Source organism: Eximiradius proteiniborus, assembly GCF_058546985.1.
In genome coordinates this window covers 1747129-1761749 of sequence record NZ_CM178592.1, presented here as the reverse complement: position 1 = coordinate 1761749, position 14621 = coordinate 1747129, and the positions used below count along the sequence as shown (strand labels likewise).

Annotated in this window: 12 protein-coding genes, 2 tRNA genes and 1 pseudogene; 8 read left to right on the top strand and 7 right to left on the bottom strand. The window is 36.8% G+C overall.

Features of this window, described 5'->3' with window-relative positions; all coding sequences use genetic code 11:
• Positions 1–99: 99 nt before the first annotated feature.
• The 4 genes from ACY2LT_RS07320 to ACY2LT_RS07305 form a co-directional block, all read right to left on the bottom strand.
• A complete protein-coding gene (locus tag ACY2LT_RS07320; RefSeq protein ID WP_491814853.1) occupies positions 100–675 on the bottom strand; it encodes a transposase in 576 nt (191 codons plus the stop codon).
• A gap of 131 nt (positions 676–806) precedes the next feature.
• Positions 807–1754, bottom strand: a complete 948-nt coding sequence (locus ACY2LT_RS07315) for an adenine-specific methyltransferase EcoRI family protein (protein WP_491814852.1) — start codon at positions 1752–1754, stop codon at positions 807–809.
• Between the two features lie 89 nt (positions 1755–1843).
• Positions 1844–1972 carry a hypothetical protein gene (locus ACY2LT_RS07310; protein WP_491814851.1) on the bottom strand — a complete coding sequence of 43 codons (129 nt, stop codon included), beginning with the start codon at positions 1970–1972 and terminating at the stop codon, positions 1844–1846.
• A gap of 103 nt (positions 1973–2075) precedes the next feature.
• A tRNA-Lys gene (locus ACY2LT_RS07305) sits at positions 2076–2153 on the bottom strand.
• Positions 2154–2238: 85 nt separating this feature from the next.
• Here ACY2LT_RS07305 and ACY2LT_RS07300 point away from each other — a divergent pair.
• Positions 2239–2325: transfer RNA gene (locus tag ACY2LT_RS07300), tRNA-Ser, on the top strand.
• A 102-nt stretch (positions 2326–2427) separates the two neighbouring features.
• Here ACY2LT_RS07300 and ACY2LT_RS07295 read toward each other — a convergent pair.
• From ACY2LT_RS07295 to ACY2LT_RS07285, 3 genes are read right to left on the bottom strand one after another with little or no spacing between them, the layout of a single operon-like run.
• Entirely contained in the window at positions 2428–2928 is a 501-nt protein-coding gene (locus ACY2LT_RS07295) for a DUF4252 domain-containing protein (RefSeq protein ID WP_491814850.1), read from the bottom strand.
• 11 nt (positions 2929–2939) lie between these two features.
• The gene (locus tag ACY2LT_RS07290) at positions 2940–3440 is read right to left on the bottom strand and encodes a PG0215 family putative anti-sigma factor (protein WP_491814849.1); all 501 of its coding nucleotides are present in this window, start codon (positions 3438–3440) and stop codon (positions 2940–2942) included.
• A complete protein-coding gene (locus tag ACY2LT_RS07285; protein ID WP_491814847.1) occupies positions 3430–3954 on the bottom strand; it encodes a GFO_1088 family ECF-type sigma factor in 525 nt (174 codons plus the stop codon). The genes ACY2LT_RS07290 and ACY2LT_RS07285 overlap by 11 nt, the downstream gene beginning before the upstream one ends.
• A gap of 236 nt (positions 3955–4190) precedes the next feature.
• Between ACY2LT_RS07285 and ACY2LT_RS07280 the strand changes: the two are divergent.
• The 7 genes and pseudogenes from ACY2LT_RS07280 to ACY2LT_RS07250 form a co-directional block, all read left to right on the top strand.
• A pseudogene (locus tag ACY2LT_RS07280) lies at positions 4191–5592 on the top strand (hydroxymethylglutaryl-CoA lyase-like TIM-barrel protein); the annotation flags it as partial.
• Positions 5593–5960: 368 nt separating this feature from the next.
• The gene (locus tag ACY2LT_RS07275) at positions 5961–8582 is read left to right on the top strand and encodes a PAS domain S-box protein (RefSeq protein WP_491814846.1); all 2622 of its coding nucleotides are present in this window, start codon (positions 5961–5963) and stop codon (positions 8580–8582) included.
• A gap of 57 nt (positions 8583–8639) precedes the next feature.
• The gene (locus ACY2LT_RS07270; RefSeq protein ID WP_491814845.1) at positions 8640–9890 is read left to right on the top strand and encodes an AI-2E family transporter; all 1251 of its coding nucleotides are present in this window, start codon (positions 8640–8642) and stop codon (positions 9888–9890) included.
• Positions 9887–10570, top strand: a complete 684-nt coding sequence (gene queC / locus ACY2LT_RS07265; RefSeq protein ID WP_491814844.1) for a 7-cyano-7-deazaguanine synthase QueC — start codon at positions 9887–9889, stop codon at positions 10568–10570. The genes ACY2LT_RS07270 and queC overlap by 4 nt, the downstream gene beginning before the upstream one ends.
• A gap of 62 nt (positions 10571–10632) precedes the next feature.
• Positions 10633–12162 (top strand): Do family serine endopeptidase, encoded by a 1530-nt coding sequence (locus tag ACY2LT_RS07260; protein WP_491814842.1) that lies wholly within the window; start codon positions 10633–10635, stop codon positions 12160–12162.
• A 178-nt stretch (positions 12163–12340) separates the two neighbouring features.
• The gene (locus ACY2LT_RS07255; protein ID WP_491814841.1) at positions 12341–13633 is read left to right on the top strand and encodes a DNA methyltransferase; all 1293 of its coding nucleotides are present in this window, start codon (positions 12341–12343) and stop codon (positions 13631–13633) included.
• A 2-nt stretch (positions 13634–13635) separates the two neighbouring features.
• Positions 13636–14313, top strand: coding sequence for a hypothetical protein (locus ACY2LT_RS07250; protein ID WP_491814840.1), 678 nt, complete (start codon positions 13636–13638; stop codon positions 14311–14313).
• Positions 14314–14621: the final 308 nt, after the last annotated feature.

The following is a 14621-nucleotide window of genomic DNA, read 5'->3' as shown; positions in this document are numbered from 1 at the left end:
TAATCCTTCCGAAGGTATTAAACCTTCGGAAGGTTCCCTAAAACCTTAATCTGAGAACCTTCGGAAGGCTCGGAGCCTTCCGAAGGTTTCCCGGGGTCTTTAACGTATCTTTATCAGCTTCCTCTCTGTTAGTTCTTTCAGTTCATTTTTCCTGATCATTCCCAGAATTATGTCTTTGCTTGGCAATGTTCCGTTTCTTAGATCAATATAATCCTGATAGCTCGAAAATTTCCACTCTTCTGCTTTATCTACAAAACCCGAACGAATCGGATTTTGATGAATATATGTTAGCAAGGTAACTAAATATTTATCAGACGAAACAGGCTTTGCTTTTGTTTTTTGATTAAAAAGATTGCCGTGACGATGCCACATTTTATTGAAAGCACGGGAATATGATCTTAAAAGAACAGCTATTTGATTGGATATTTTGCGAGAGTATTCAGAATATTCATCCGATGACTTTGAGTCATCGGATGAATTGCTGTTTTCTTTCACCCTTACCAGAAAATGGAAATGCGTAGGCATCAGGCAATACCCAATTGTTTCCAGATATTCGTCCAGATAATAACGATATTTTTTTAGAAAATAGAGATAATTGCTTTCTGAACGAAAAAGTGCCTCTTCGTTGTTAGTTCTGTTGTAAATATGGTAATATGTATTTTCGTAGAATTGCATAGTAATTTATATTTCTCTATTCATTTCTATATTCATCCGATGACTTGAAGTCATTGGATGAATAGAAGCACATCTGCAAATAATTCATCGGATGACATTGAGTCATCCGATGAATTCATCCGCGCCATCTCTCACAACCTCTTATTCCTTATGATTATTCTGCGATAAATTGTTTTACCGTTTAAATCTGGACCCCTTCCTCTCCATTCAGGATATTGCAACCTATGGTCATCTAAACCCAATATCTCAAATTGGTCTGGGTTATACTTATCCAAGAAAGTAATAGGCACACCCATAGCTCCGGGATAGTCCATTGGAATCTTTTCAGCGTTATCTACATTAATTGCATCGTAATTATCATACTTAGGGTATTCTTCGGGCGTGTATTTCTTATATAGAATAATATCCTCGTGCCGCTTCTTAATATCAAGATTAGTATACCAATAAGATCTAGCAGATTCATATAAGGTTTCACCAGGTATATAAAAGTGTCTAACACAATTATATCCCAACCATAATTTATTATCTTTGATTAATTTAAAAATCTCTTTGTATGTAATTGCGTTTATATTTCCAATAATCAAAAACTTTTTGTTGTATTCGATTAATTGAGCTACATATTCGCGGAATAAAGAGAAAGGGGGATTTGTAACGACGATGTCGGCTTGTTTGAGGAGCTCGACGACTTCTGGACTGCGGAAATCGCCGTCGCCCGAGAGCGGGCGGATGCCGATTTCTTCGGGGTCGGGCACACGGTTGTCGTTTTTGTCGCCTAAGTATTCGAGCCAAACAGCCTGTTCGGACTGGTGCTGACTAAATATGTCGGGATTTTGATTTTTGTAGCAGGTAGTAATTAATCGCTTAAGCCCCAAAGCCTCGAAATTGAGAGAAAAATATTTAAAGAAATTGCTGATGCGAGGGTCGTCGCAGTTGCAAAGAACTGTTTTACCTCGGAAATGCTCTTTGTAATGACGCAACTCTTTTTCTATGTCGGCAAGTTGAGTATAGAACTCGTCTTTTTTGGCATTTTTAGCTTTATGAAGATTTTTGTTTAGAGACGCTTTTTTTACGTTGCTCATAAGAGTAAGTTGAATATATTAATAAGCATTAGTGCAAAGATAAGAAATAAAAGTGAAAATGAAAAAAGAAACCCTAAAGAAAGCTTCGATTACGAACCTTCCGAAGGTTCGAAACCTTCGGAAGGTTTGTCTAGACTTACCAGAACAGAACGAAAGAGTGCCTCTTCGTTGTTAGTTCTGTTGTAAATATGGTAATATGTATTTTCGTAGAATTTCATAGTAATTTCTAACAGTCATTTCAGAGGTGGAGTGCAACTTAAATAACAGAAGCTTAAAGAAACCTTCGGAAGGTTCGAAGCCTTCCGAAGGGTAGCAGCACAGTGGTGCTCCCTGCGGGACTCGAACCCGCGACCCACTGATTAAGAGTCAGTTGCTCTGGCCAAACTGAGCTAAGGGAGCGTTGCAAAACTATGAAAAAAAAATTACATATAAAAATCTTTTTTATATTTAGTTATTTTTATTATTTTTGTAATCTTACTTTTGGGGAAAGGTGCAGGAGTGGCTTAACTGGCACGCCTGGAAAGCGTGTGTACCGGAAACGGTACCGAGGGTTCGAATCCCTCCCTTTCCGCAAGGAACACCGAACAAGATCTATTTTCGATGTGTGTTTAAAATGAAAAAGGGACGCAAAGCATTGCGTCCCTGCTTTTTTGGTAATTCAGAATTTATGTGATTAAAATTTTATTGATTTTGCTATTTCGAGAATTTCCTCTTTTGTGAAAGAGCCGTTCAGATACATTATCAGGCTGTTGTGGTCTTCTGCGGTTATTGTCATAATAAATTCGTTGTCGCCTTTGTCGTTCTTTTTGAAATAGGAACGCAGCAGGTTGGAGCCCTGACTAAGCGACATCAGTTCGTCGTAGTCGGGAGCACGGAAATTTTTCACGTGAGAATAGAAGTTTTTGCCATTCTTCATTGCTTCGCTTTTTTTGTCTTCTTTAAGTTCTTCGGTAGAGAATCTGATAAGAGTGATTTTCCTGACAGATTTAATTGCTTCTTGTGCTGATTTGTTCTTTACAATTTCGCGCAGCACAATGCTTGCATCGTTAAGATTGAGAATGATAAAACCGTCTTTGCCGGAATACTGGTCGATGAGGCTTGTAATTGAGGACGGCTGAGCCAGAGCCGAACCGACAATAAAGATAAAAAAGAATATTTTGTAGAGTTGTTTCATAATTATTTCTCTTAATCTGTTATCAATATTTCAATATAATCATTAACATCATTTAATTTTTTAAGATTAAGCAAATTCTCGTTAGCAATTTTATGAGAATTATTAAGGTGGCTGAAAGCCTTTTGCAGTTCGGCAACAGCGATTTCCTTGTTCTGAGAAATATTCTCGTCGGTGATTACAATGCCCGAAGCAAATTGCTTTTTGTTCTCGTCAGCAGAAAATTTTGAGAAAAACAAATAAGAACTGACAGCAAGAATAAAAATTGCAGCGACAGAAGCATATTTCCAAAAGGTTGGGATACGGCTGATTTTTGTCGGGTTGATTCTGGAAAGGAGTTCGCTGGTGTCAAGTTCGGAGCTTTCGAAGTTATCGCTTTCGCTTGCAAAGAACGCGAACATATCTTTTTCGGGCGAATTTCCGTCGGCTTCTGCAAAATATTTTCGCAGAAGAGCTTCTTCGGCTGGAGTTGTTTCGCCGTTGTAGTATTTTTCTATTAATTCATTAATGTTCATAATTATAACCATACTTATTAATCAAAATTTCGCGTATTTTTTTTCGGGTGCGCGATAGTGTAACTTTCACAACATTTTCATCGATACCGAGCATTTGGGCAACTTCCGGGTTAGAAAATCCGTCAATATCGCGAAGCTTGATAATTTGTTGAGCTTTATCGGGCAAATCTTCAATAATCTTGTAAATAAGCTCAGCGGCATCCTTATATTCGGCGTTTTTGTAAGGCGAAACGTCAGATGTTTCTAAAACGTAAGAGTAATCATCAATATCGCTTTTTTTGTGTTTGTAGTGCTTGGATTTGAATTTATCCAAGCAGATATTTCTCAGCACCACAGTAGCGAAACCGTCGATGTTTGCGTTCTTGTCTATTAGCGAACGTTTTTCCCATATTTTGATAAATGCTTCTTGCACAGCTTCTTCGGCATCCTCACGGTTGTTCAAAATTCTATAAGCAAGCCGCAGCAATCTGCTTTTCATCCTTTTTGCGTGAGTTATGAACTCGTTTTGTTCCATCAATTGATATAATAGATAACGAAATAAAAAAAAATAAGTAACAAAAATAATGAAATGAATTTATCATAAAAAATATATTTTTTTTAATTTTAATTGGTTACGGGTGTAACGATAAAAAAATATCGATAAATAACTAACGAATAGTCGATTTTTCTTGCACTTAATTTTAATTAAGACTAATTTGCATTTGAATTGCTTATGCAGTTCAAGTATTTTTAACAAAAAGAGAGTTTGGTATGGCAAAGAAACTCATAGACGTAATGGACACCTCCTTCCGGGATGGTTTCCAATCAGTTTTTGGTGGCAGAGTGCTTTTGCAGGATTTTCTGCCCGCACTTGAAGCAGCTGTTGCCGCTGGCATCACACACTTTGAATTTGGTGGTGGCGCTCGCTTTCAGGCACCGGTATTCTACCTGAACGAAAACCCATTCGAAATGATGGACAAGTTTCGTTCGGTTGTTGGTCCGGAAGCTAATTTGCAAACTCTTGCACGTGGTGTAAACACAGTTGCCTTAGATACATCTCCGAAAGAAGTAATAGATTTGCACGCTAAAATGTTCAAAAAGCACGGCACAACAACTATCCGCAATTTCGATGCGCTCAACGACGTAAACAACCTGATTTTCAGTGGTGAATGCATTGTTCGGCACGGATTGCGTCACGAAGTTGTGGTAACTTTGATGGATTTGCCTCCGGGATGCACCGGGGCTCACGATGTAGCATTCTACAAAAAGACATTGAAGCAGATACTTGATGCCGGCATTCCGTTCCACTCCGTATGCTTCAAAGATGCAAGCGGAACGGCAAGTCCCCGCAAAGTATATGAAACAATCAAGATGGCACGCAAGATGTTGCCGGAAGGCACTCACATTCGTATGCACACGCACGAAACAGCCGGTGTATCGGTTTCGTCCTACATTGCTGCGCTCGAAGCTGGTGCTGATGGTATCGATTTAGCTGCTGCACCTGTGTCTGGTGGAACAAGTCAGCCGGATATTATCATTATGCTGCACGCACTGAAAGGTTCGGAGTTCGATTTAGGGCTGGACATAGAAAAAATAAGAGAATACGAAGAAGTATTTACAGAGTGCTTAAAAGACTACTTTATTCCGCCGGAAGCTGTTCAGGTGTCGCCTATGATACCGTTCTCGCCTATGCCTGGTGGAGCATTAACGGCAAATACGCAGATGATGAGAGACTTCAAAGTGCTTGATAAATTTCCGCAAGTGATAAAGGAAATGAGAGAAGTAGTCGAAAAAGGTGGATTTGGCACATCTGTTACACCTGTTTCGCAATTTTATTTCCAGCAGGCATACAATAACGTTATGGCTGGCAAATGGAAGCAAATCGCCGAAGGTTACGGCAAGATGGTGCTTGGCTACTTTGGCAAAACACCGGTTGAACCAGACGCGGAAGTTATTAAATTAGCAGAAGAGCAACTTAAATTGCCACGCACAACTGAAAGTCCGCTTGTGCTCGCTGAACGAGACGAGAAAAAATCTATTGCTTACTGGAAAGAGCAACTTCAAAAGGAAAATATCGAGCTTACAGAAGAAAATATATTTATTGCTGTATCTTGTCAGACAAAGGGAATTGCCTTCCTCAAAGGTGATGGCAAAGTGAATGTTCGCAAAATTTCGGAAGAGAAAAAGAAAGAAGAGGCAAAAGTAGCACAAGCTAACGGTTCGAACAATGGCAATAATGGAAATGGTTCGTCAAAGCAGGATTACATCCCAAGTAATGTTCAGGTTACAAGTATTCCTCCGGGATTCTTGGGGGCACCGAATATGAATCCTGCAAGTGCTGTAACAAACTACAAAATTACAGTTGAAGGGCAGAGCTTCAACGTTCAGGTGCAAAATCTTAACTAAAAGAAGTTTCATAGGGACATAGAAAACAATCTACGACCTTTTGGGCGAAAGCTTAAAAGGTCTTTTTTTTTTATTTTAATTTTATTGAGAATATTCCGATATTTGTATTTAGACGCCATTTCGTATAGCCGTAATATGGACGAAAACTTTGCTGAATACTGCATTTTGCTGATAAATTTCATACCGGATGATGAAATATTTAACTATTTTACTGATGTTAAAATCAACGCTTTAGTTGCCGAGAATTTATCTGAACTGAATATAACTGAAATCGAGCAGTGTTGCGTAATAATCATCAAATACGACGAACATTTGCTTGTATTCGACAGTTTTATCGAAATATTAAAAAAACAAAATAAGTTAGATAATCTCGTTATTTTTGCAGAACTGCAGTATTTCCCGCTGCTTGCCGAAAAATATCCGAACACACTTCTATTGATAGATGATGAAAAATCAAGAAACTATAATAAAGACAAAATTCTGAAAAAACTTAAATTTTGCATTTCCAAACGAACAGAAGAAGAATTCGAAGAAAGATACAAAAAATTAGAAGAAAAAGCTGAACTCTACCGGACAATTCTGAATTCATCTCCGGAGCCGGTAATAATGATAGACGAGGAGGGAACGATTCTTGGTTCGAACGACTATGCAGACAATATAATGATCAGGCGTATTGACAGCTATCTTGGGAAAAATCTCTACGACCTGATTTCTATCGGGCTTAGCTCGATGCTTAGAGTTTATACAAAAAAAGCAAAACTTACAAAATTACCGGTTAATTTTCTTTTCCGGCACTACGACTACGTTATCGAGTACACTATTGTTCCAATATATAATGATGAAAGCACCTGCAAATATATAATTTTCAGGGAAGATCAAACAGAGCGGGAATTTGCTGAACGTGCTCTAAGGTTCAACGTTGATTTACTCACCAGTGTGCTGAACAGCTTGCCGGTGATGGTATGGCATTTGAATCATAATTTTGTAATTAAACTTGTTCTGGGAGCGATTGAAAATATCGGACTATTTCAGGATATGCAAGTTGGTGAGCAAGTTAGCGAAGTACTGAAATCACATCCGCAATTTTATAAAAATATTCTGGAAGCATCGCGTAACCGCCGGCGATACTCGATAGAACACATAGGGGATAAATACGTTGAAAACTTTTATTCTGCAAAATTCGATGAGTTAAACAATTTCAGCGGACTTACAATTGTTAGCAACGACATTACCGAAAAGATAAAAGCAGAAACTGAACTCGACGAAGAACGCCGAAAACTGCAATTTGCTTTTAGTATGTCGTTCGAACTGTTCTGGGAATTTGATTTCACAACAAACACCTTTAATATTTACAAAATAAACGAAGATAAAATATATAATTTCCCGCCACCAGTAATATCAGGAAGAGAATTTTTGAAATATTGCTATGAGGACGAAATTCCTTACGTAAAAAAATTATATATATCATTTAAACGCGGGGAAATTACCAATACTGAATTTTTCCTGAAAATGCGGGATTACGACGGACGTGAGCTTTGGTATGAAAATAAAGTTGCAGTTTTCGAATACGACGATATTTCGAAGAGACCGAAAAAATTGCTTGGTGCTTCGAGAGATGTTTCTGATATAGTAAAGATTGAAAATGAAATTCACAAATATAGAAATATGCTCGAAAGTATTATCAACAGAGGGAATATTTATTATATTCTTCTTGATAGAGAAATGCGGGTAGTAACATACAACAAATACGCATTTGATAAGCTGCTTTCAACATTTAATATATATCTCAGGTATGATGCAGATTTTAAGCAATTCCTGAAAGAAAATGAGCTTTCTAAAAAAATATATAATTCATTTTTGGAGGCATTGAGCGGACAGGAAGTTCATTTTGAATACAATTATATAGATTATGTTGGTGGTGATTATTGGATAGAACACGTATTTAGTCCAATATATTCGCTTGAAGGCGAAATCCAGTATGTGAATATAATGGCACGACCTATAAACGATCGAAAAGAAGCAGAAATAAAGCGTCAGGAATCTATAGTGATGATTGAAAATGCCGCGAGAATTGCTTCCATTGGTGTGATTGCAGGTGGGATTACTCACGAAATAAGCCAGCCACTCAATGCAATCAAGGTGGCTGCCGATGGAATTCTGTATTGGAACAAACAAAATGAGTTGCTGCTACCGGAACAAATCACAAGACTTATCTACAGAATTTCCAATGCGGTTTCGAAAGTTGAAGATATTATTCAGCATATGCGTTCATACTGGCTTGAATCTACAAGTCAGGAGCGGATTGAGGTGAGAGTATCTGTTGTTATTCAACGGGCATTGAGCCTGGTTGTGCAGAAAATACAGGCACACGATATTTACCTTAAAATTGAAGAGCAAAAACCTGATTTAACGCTTACGGCGAACCCTCTGCAATTAGAAATAATAATTAATAATCTCATAATAAATGCTATTCAGGCAATTGACGAAAAAGACCAGAACGAGAAAGTAATAGTTATTTCGTTTGGCGAAGAAGACGACAAAAAGTACATTTCCGTCGCTGATAGCGGTATCGGTTTGCCAAAAGATGTATCTATCGACAAACTCTTCGAACCGTTCTTCTCTACAAAAAAGCAAGGCAAAGGCACCAGGCTGGGGCTCGCCATTGTGAAAGTGTTCGCTCAAAGAATAGGCGGGACAATCGAAGTCTGCAACAACGATATGGGTGGGGCAACGTTCAAAATATTATTCGATAAATAATTTAGAAACATTTTTTCTCGTTTTTCGTTTATATCTTGCATAATTGAGAAAAATATTATGGATTTCGGTGGGTTTAAAAATCAGTCGCAAAAGATTTCGACAATAGCCGCAATAGTGATTGGCTTTTTGTTTTTTGCCGCGTATCTATACGTTACGGGTTTGATTGCTCAACCGATTGTTTTGCTTCTTATTTCAGTTTTCATTCTTTTTTCGTTCCGCAAGAAAGCCCCAATTATAGAAAAACTATTAATCGTAGTTGCGATTTTCTTGGTTTTCAGTTTGCTCCGAGTAATTGGTTCGTCGATTGTTCCGTTTTTTATTGCATTTTTAGCAGCTTACCTGCTCGACCCGTTTGTCGAGAAGCTCAAGCAAAGATTGAACATAGCCCGATGGCTATCGTCGCTTGTGTTTATTCTGGTAATTATAGGTGTTTTCACTGTTGTGGCTGTGTTTGTGTTTCCAATAATTTTCGATCAGCTTGATAATGCACTCAAGAGCCTTACAGCATATGTGAATTCTGCGAGAAAATATGTTGAAAGCGAGGATTTTTTCCGAAAATTGCAAAAATTCGGGCTTCCCAAAAGCACTGTTCGCGAAGCGGTTCGCGACGAGCTTATTCCTCGCATCGAAGGTATAGTCAATGTGATTTTCAGTAGTTTGCTTAAAATACTGAGCAGCTTATCGGTAATTTTGACGCAGGTAGTAAATGTAATTTTGACGCCTATTATGACATTCTATTTGTTGAAAGATTTCCGAAAATTCAAAGATTATATCAAAGACAATCTGAGAACCAAGAACAAGAAGTTGCTTTCGGACTTACGCAAAGTAAACGTAATTGTAAAAAAATACATTGGTTGGCAGATTGTTGCAGCGATGATAGTTGCTACCTTCTGTTCGATTAGCTTCTCATTTTTCAATTTACCATACTCGATAGTTTTAGCGTTTATTGCGGGAATACTGAACCCAATTCCGTATTTTGGCTCTGCAATTTCGATGATTATAGGAGCATTTGTTATGCTTCTGGTTGATGATGGCAATTTCTTTGTGAATATGCTGGTGATAGTAGGGACAATATCGGCAATACACTTTATCAATGCCTATCTGATCGAGCCGAATGTGCTCGGCAAGCAGGTTGGTTTGCATCCGGTGTTGCTCATTATCTCATTATTTGTATTTGGTGGATTGCTTGGATTAATTGGTTTGCTGATTGCAGTGCCGACTACTGCGGCATTAATGATGTTCTATGAAGAATGGCGAAAAAATGAAATGAATTTAGAAGAAGATTACGAAGACGAGGTGGCTAAATGAAAAAAATAGCAGTTGTGCTGATGAGCGGTGGGATGGATTCGGCTCTGTGTGCTGCAATAGCATTGAAACAAGGCTACGAAGTTGCAGCTTTGCATCTGAATTATCTACATAGAACTCAAGAGCGAGAAGAACGTGCCTTTAATGAAATATGCGACTATTATGGAATTAGCCACAGGCTTGTTGTTGATGTAAACTATTTCAGGCAAATTGGTGGTTCGAGCCTGACAGATTTGCAGATTGATGTTCCGAAAGCAAAATTCGACAAAAACGAAATACCAAACACATATGTTCCGTTTCGCAATGGAAATATTTTGGCAATAGGAGCAAGCTGGGCTGAAACACTTGGTGCCGAAGCTATCTATATTGGAGCAGTCGAGCAGGATTCAAGCGGCTATCCAGATTGCCGCGAAGATTTCTTCCGTGCTTTCGAGCAAGCACTTAATCTTGGCACAAAGCCCGATACTCACATAAAAATTGTTACACCAATTATACATCTTTCAAAAAAAGAAATTGTTCAGAAATCGATTTTATTGAATGTTCCGCTTTATTTAACGTGGAGCTGCTACACAAACGAAGATGCAGCCTGCGGCGAATGCGAATCGTGCCAGCTTCGCCTTCGTGGATTTGAGCAAGCAGGATACATAGACCCGATTATGTATGTCAATAAAGCAAACGAGTGAGATATAGCAAGATTTTTTAGACTTATTCGTTTATTTCTTTATATAATAAGGAGGTTTGGGATATGATGAATTCAAGCAAAAAAAGTGTTTTGCTTTATTCTTCTCTTTCGGTTTTGAGCTTTGTTTTGTTGGTCGGCTTAAGCTTACTTTTTTATAATTCCTCGTTTGCTCAGCAAAAAAATGTTAAAATAGGAGCAGACAAAGCTCCGGTAGTTCCATCGGAAGCGGCAAAGGCATTCAACGATGCACTTGTAGCAGTTTCCGAAGCGGTAAAACCCACAGTTGTAGCGATAAGTGTTGATACAAAATCAAGTTCGATGAATCAATTCCCCGGTTTCGAGGAATTTTTCAAGTTTTTCGGTTTTCCCGAAGATGAGCAAAAGCAGGAGCGACGCGGTCGCGCAGCTGGTTCTGGTGTGATTATCTCGCAGGATGGCTACATTGTAACAAATAATCACGTAGTCGAAGATGCTGTTGAAGATGGAATTAAAGTTATTACAAGCGACCAAAAAGAATACAAGGCAAAACTAATTGGGCGCGATCCGCTTACTGATTTGGCAGTTATCAAAATCGAAGCCTCGGGACTTAAAGTTGCACACTTTGCTAAAATCGAAGATGTGAAAATCGGACAGTTCGTTATTGCAGTTGGCAATCCACTTGGGTTGAATTTTACAATTACCAGCGGCATAGTTAGTGCAATTGGGCGAGGAGCGATGGGACTGCGACGCGACCCATACGCAGTTGAATATTTTATTCAAACAGATGCGCCGATTAATCCGGGCAATAGTGGCGGCGGGCTGTTCGATATTAATGGCAGTTTAGTAGGAATTAATTCAGCAATTGCTACGCAAACAGGCACCTATATAGGCTATGGTTTTGCTATTCCTGTTGATTTAGTTCATTCAGTTGTGCTGGATTTAATCGATGATGGAAAAATTGACCGTGGCTATGTGGGAGTTGTGATTTCCACAGTAGATGAAATTACTGCAAGAAATATCGGGTTGCCGAGCGTCCAGGGTGTTATGGTGAATGATGTGCTCAAAGATAGTCCCGCAGACAAGGCTGGAATAGAAATTGGCGATGTTATTCTCGAATTAGACGGCAAGCAAATAAATAGCTCTAATCAATTGCAAAGCTACATTGCTCAAAAACGTGTTGGCGACAGAGTTAAAGTAACTCTTTGGCGGGATAAGCAGAAAATAACAAAAACTGTAACCTTAGAACGCCGCAAAGGTGATGATTCGGACGAAAGCTTAAGCGAAGACGATTCCTCTGGCAAGAAAGGCGATACATCAGCTAACGAGCCGGTTTCGTTCGATAAATTTGGCTTTTCTGTTTCTCCGCTAACTTCCGAACAGAAAAAAGAATTCGACGTAAAAAATGGCGTTTATATTACGCGTGTCCAGAGATTTTCCCACGCAGCCGAACGTGGGCTTTCCCCAAATGGCGTAATTGTCAAAGTTGATAGGAAGGAACTCAAGACCACCGGGCAACTCAAAGAAATATTGGAAAGCAAAAGCAAGGGCGAAACCGTTATGTTTCAGGTAAAATATAAAGAACGCAACCAGATAGTTGCATTAGAAATTCAGTGATTTTTTCCGGATTATTTGCAAATTAAAGTAAACTTTAGAAATTTAGCAGAGACGCCGACAAGGCGTCTCTGTTTTTTTTGTAGTTCAATTATTTTAGTCATTATTTTTTGAATTCCATAAATATTTATATATTGTTATGCTAAATATTGCCGTTAATTTCAAAAGGGAATTAAATATAATGGAAGTAAAGAGATTAAAAACTAAAGGTGAAACAATGATAGAAAGAACAGAAGACCAGTTCTGGGCATATGAAATAGATGAAAATAATAGTAAGGAGGATTTGGTTTTATTGGATAACGTCCAATTTATTTATGAATTATCTTTGGCTGAATTAGAATTGAAAGCCTTAGATGTTAACTTTGAAGTAACAAATGGGTTAAGAGAATTTAAAATATTAAATAAATCTGATGAACAAAAAAAATTAATAAAAAGAAAGGGTGCATATTACAAAACTGTTGATGGGCAACTAACAGATTACTTCAAAATAATTCAGAAAAATAGAACTCGTTCTGTAAATCAATATTTAACTCACTGGATTTACCCATATAAAGGCAAATTCCATCCTCAAATGATTAGGGCGTTGCTAAATATTATCGGATTAAATGAGGGAGATACTGTTCTTGATCCATTCTCAGGAAGTGGTACCACAGCGCTTGAAGCTCAATTATTAGGAATAAATTTTATCGGGATAGATATATCACCACTTTGCGTTATTCAGGGAAAAGTAAAGACAGAATCTATTTATATTATAGATGAAATAAAAAAATTGAAAAAGGAAATTTTCCAAAATTATTCATCGAACCTATTTCAAACTGATGAAAGTTACTATGATATCTTGAATAATTTATCAGAAGATGAAAGAATAAAAAATTTCTATAGATTAGCAAGATTATTGGCAGTAAGTGATAATTCTCGTAGGAAACGAGATTTTTTCAATTCATTTATTAAAAATATTGATTTAATGATTTCTTCTGTGGAGGATTTCATAAGGGTAAAAGATGAATTGAATTTAACATTAGGAAATGTGAAAATTGAAGTTGGTGATACCAGAAATATAAAATTATCTGATAATTCCGTAGATGGAATAATAACATCACCACCTTATTCAATTGCTCTCGATTACGTAGAAAACGATATTCATTCTCTTAAAGATTTAGGTTTTGACGTGTTGAAGATGAGGGATGATTTTATTGGAGTTAGGGGAAATGGAAGAAGTAAGATAGATCTTTACAACGAGGATATGAAAAAATCATACAAAGAAATGCACAGAGTGCTAAAAAAAGATAAATATGCTGTTATTGTTATAGGAAATGCTACTTATCAAGGACAGGAAGTAAAAACAGTAGAGTTTACTATTGATTTTATGGAAAATCTTGGGTTCAAATTAGAAAAAAATATAAATAAAATAATCTTTGGTTTATATAATGTGATGAAAAAAGAAAACATTCTGATTTTTAAAAAGGTGAAATAAGTATGTGTAATAATGAAAATGAATATATTAAGAAACTCGAGAATGTTATCAAACAAATGTTACTACCATTAAAAGACATTCCTTTCAACCTTGTAATAGAAGCAATGACAGGAAAAAAAGTAATGTCTTTTGACTTTAAAAACTCAGACCATAAAAAAGTATTGAAGCTATTAAAGCAATCCGCACTAATAGCTGGGAAGGAAATAAATAAAACAGGAATTTTGAGATCAAGAGCTAATGAAGTTGGAAATGATATAGAACTTTATGTCCGAAAAGCATTAAATTCGTCAGGGTTAACTGCGGATATTCCAGAAAGCACTAAAGGCAATAAAAAAGCAACAGGTTATCCCGATATATTGTTTTGGTATAATGAAAAACCATATTATTTAGAATGTAAGACATATAATATCGAAAATATAGCCACAACTCAAAGAAGTTTTTATTTTTCACCATCTGATGAATTTAAAGTAATTTATGATGCACCTCATTTTATATTATCTTTTGAAATTTATGTTTCAGGAGAAAAAGATAACAAACATATTTATAAATGTAAACATTACAAAATATTATCTAATAAATCACTATCCTTAGATGTAAAGTATGAATTCAACTCAGATAATAAAAGAATGTATTCCGGAAAAGATGGAACAATTGTATTAGATGAAGGAGAAATTGAATAGATAAATTGGCGACATTATGCACAACAGTGGCTGTAAGCCATTAAAAAGTCGCATAGACGAAGAACTCTATATGCACACTGATAATAATAAATTAATTAAAGGTATTGAAAATGTATCAACTAACAAAAAATGAACAAAATGATATTAGGCAAATAGAAAACACCTATTATATGAGGCCTATTTTGGATAAATTTATTGATCTTAATAAAAAAAATAAAGTGAAATGGATAGATATATTTAATAAAATATATGAAATATTAAAAAATTCTGAAAAATGAAGTTAGAAAATTAGTAGAAGAAAGAAAAAA

Excerpts from the sequence above, each read along its gene's own strand:
- ACY2LT_RS07285 (WP_491814847.1), bottom strand. The coding sequence starts at position 3,954 with ATGGAACAAAACGAGTTCATAACTCACGCAAAAAGGATGAAAAGCAGA.
- ACY2LT_RS07315 (WP_491814852.1), bottom strand. The coding sequence starts at position 1,754 with ATGAGCAACGTAAAAAAAGCGTCTCTAAACAAAAATCTTCATAAAGCT.
- ACY2LT_RS07250 (WP_491814840.1), top strand. The coding sequence starts at position 13,636 with ATGTGTAATAATGAAAATGAATATATTAAGAAACTCGAGAATGTTATC.
- ACY2LT_RS07275 (WP_491814846.1), top strand. The coding sequence starts at position 5,961 with ATGGACGAAAACTTTGCTGAATACTGCATTTTGCTGATAAATTTCATA.
- ACY2LT_RS07320 (WP_491814853.1), bottom strand. The coding sequence starts at position 675 with ATGCAATTCTACGAAAATACATATTACCATATTTACAACAGAACTAAC.
- queC (WP_491814844.1), top strand. The coding sequence starts at position 9,887 with ATGAAAAAAATAGCAGTTGTGCTGATGAGCGGTGGGATGGATTCGGCT.
- ACY2LT_RS07270 (WP_491814845.1), top strand. The coding sequence starts at position 8,640 with ATGGATTTCGGTGGGTTTAAAAATCAGTCGCAAAAGATTTCGACAATA.
- ACY2LT_RS07290 (WP_491814849.1), bottom strand. The coding sequence starts at position 3,440 with ATGAACATTAATGAATTAATAGAAAAATACTACAACGGCGAAACAACT.
- ACY2LT_RS07295 (WP_491814850.1), bottom strand. The coding sequence starts at position 2,928 with ATGAAACAACTCTACAAAATATTCTTTTTTATCTTTATTGTCGGTTCG.
- ACY2LT_RS07255 (WP_491814841.1), top strand. The coding sequence starts at position 12,341 with ATGGAAGTAAAGAGATTAAAAACTAAAGGTGAAACAATGATAGAAAGA.
- ACY2LT_RS07310 (WP_491814851.1), bottom strand. The coding sequence starts at position 1,972 with ATGAAATTCTACGAAAATACATATTACCATATTTACAACAGAACTAAC.
- ACY2LT_RS07260 (WP_491814842.1), top strand. The coding sequence starts at position 10,633 with ATGATGAATTCAAGCAAAAAAAGTGTTTTGCTTTATTCTTCTCTTTCG.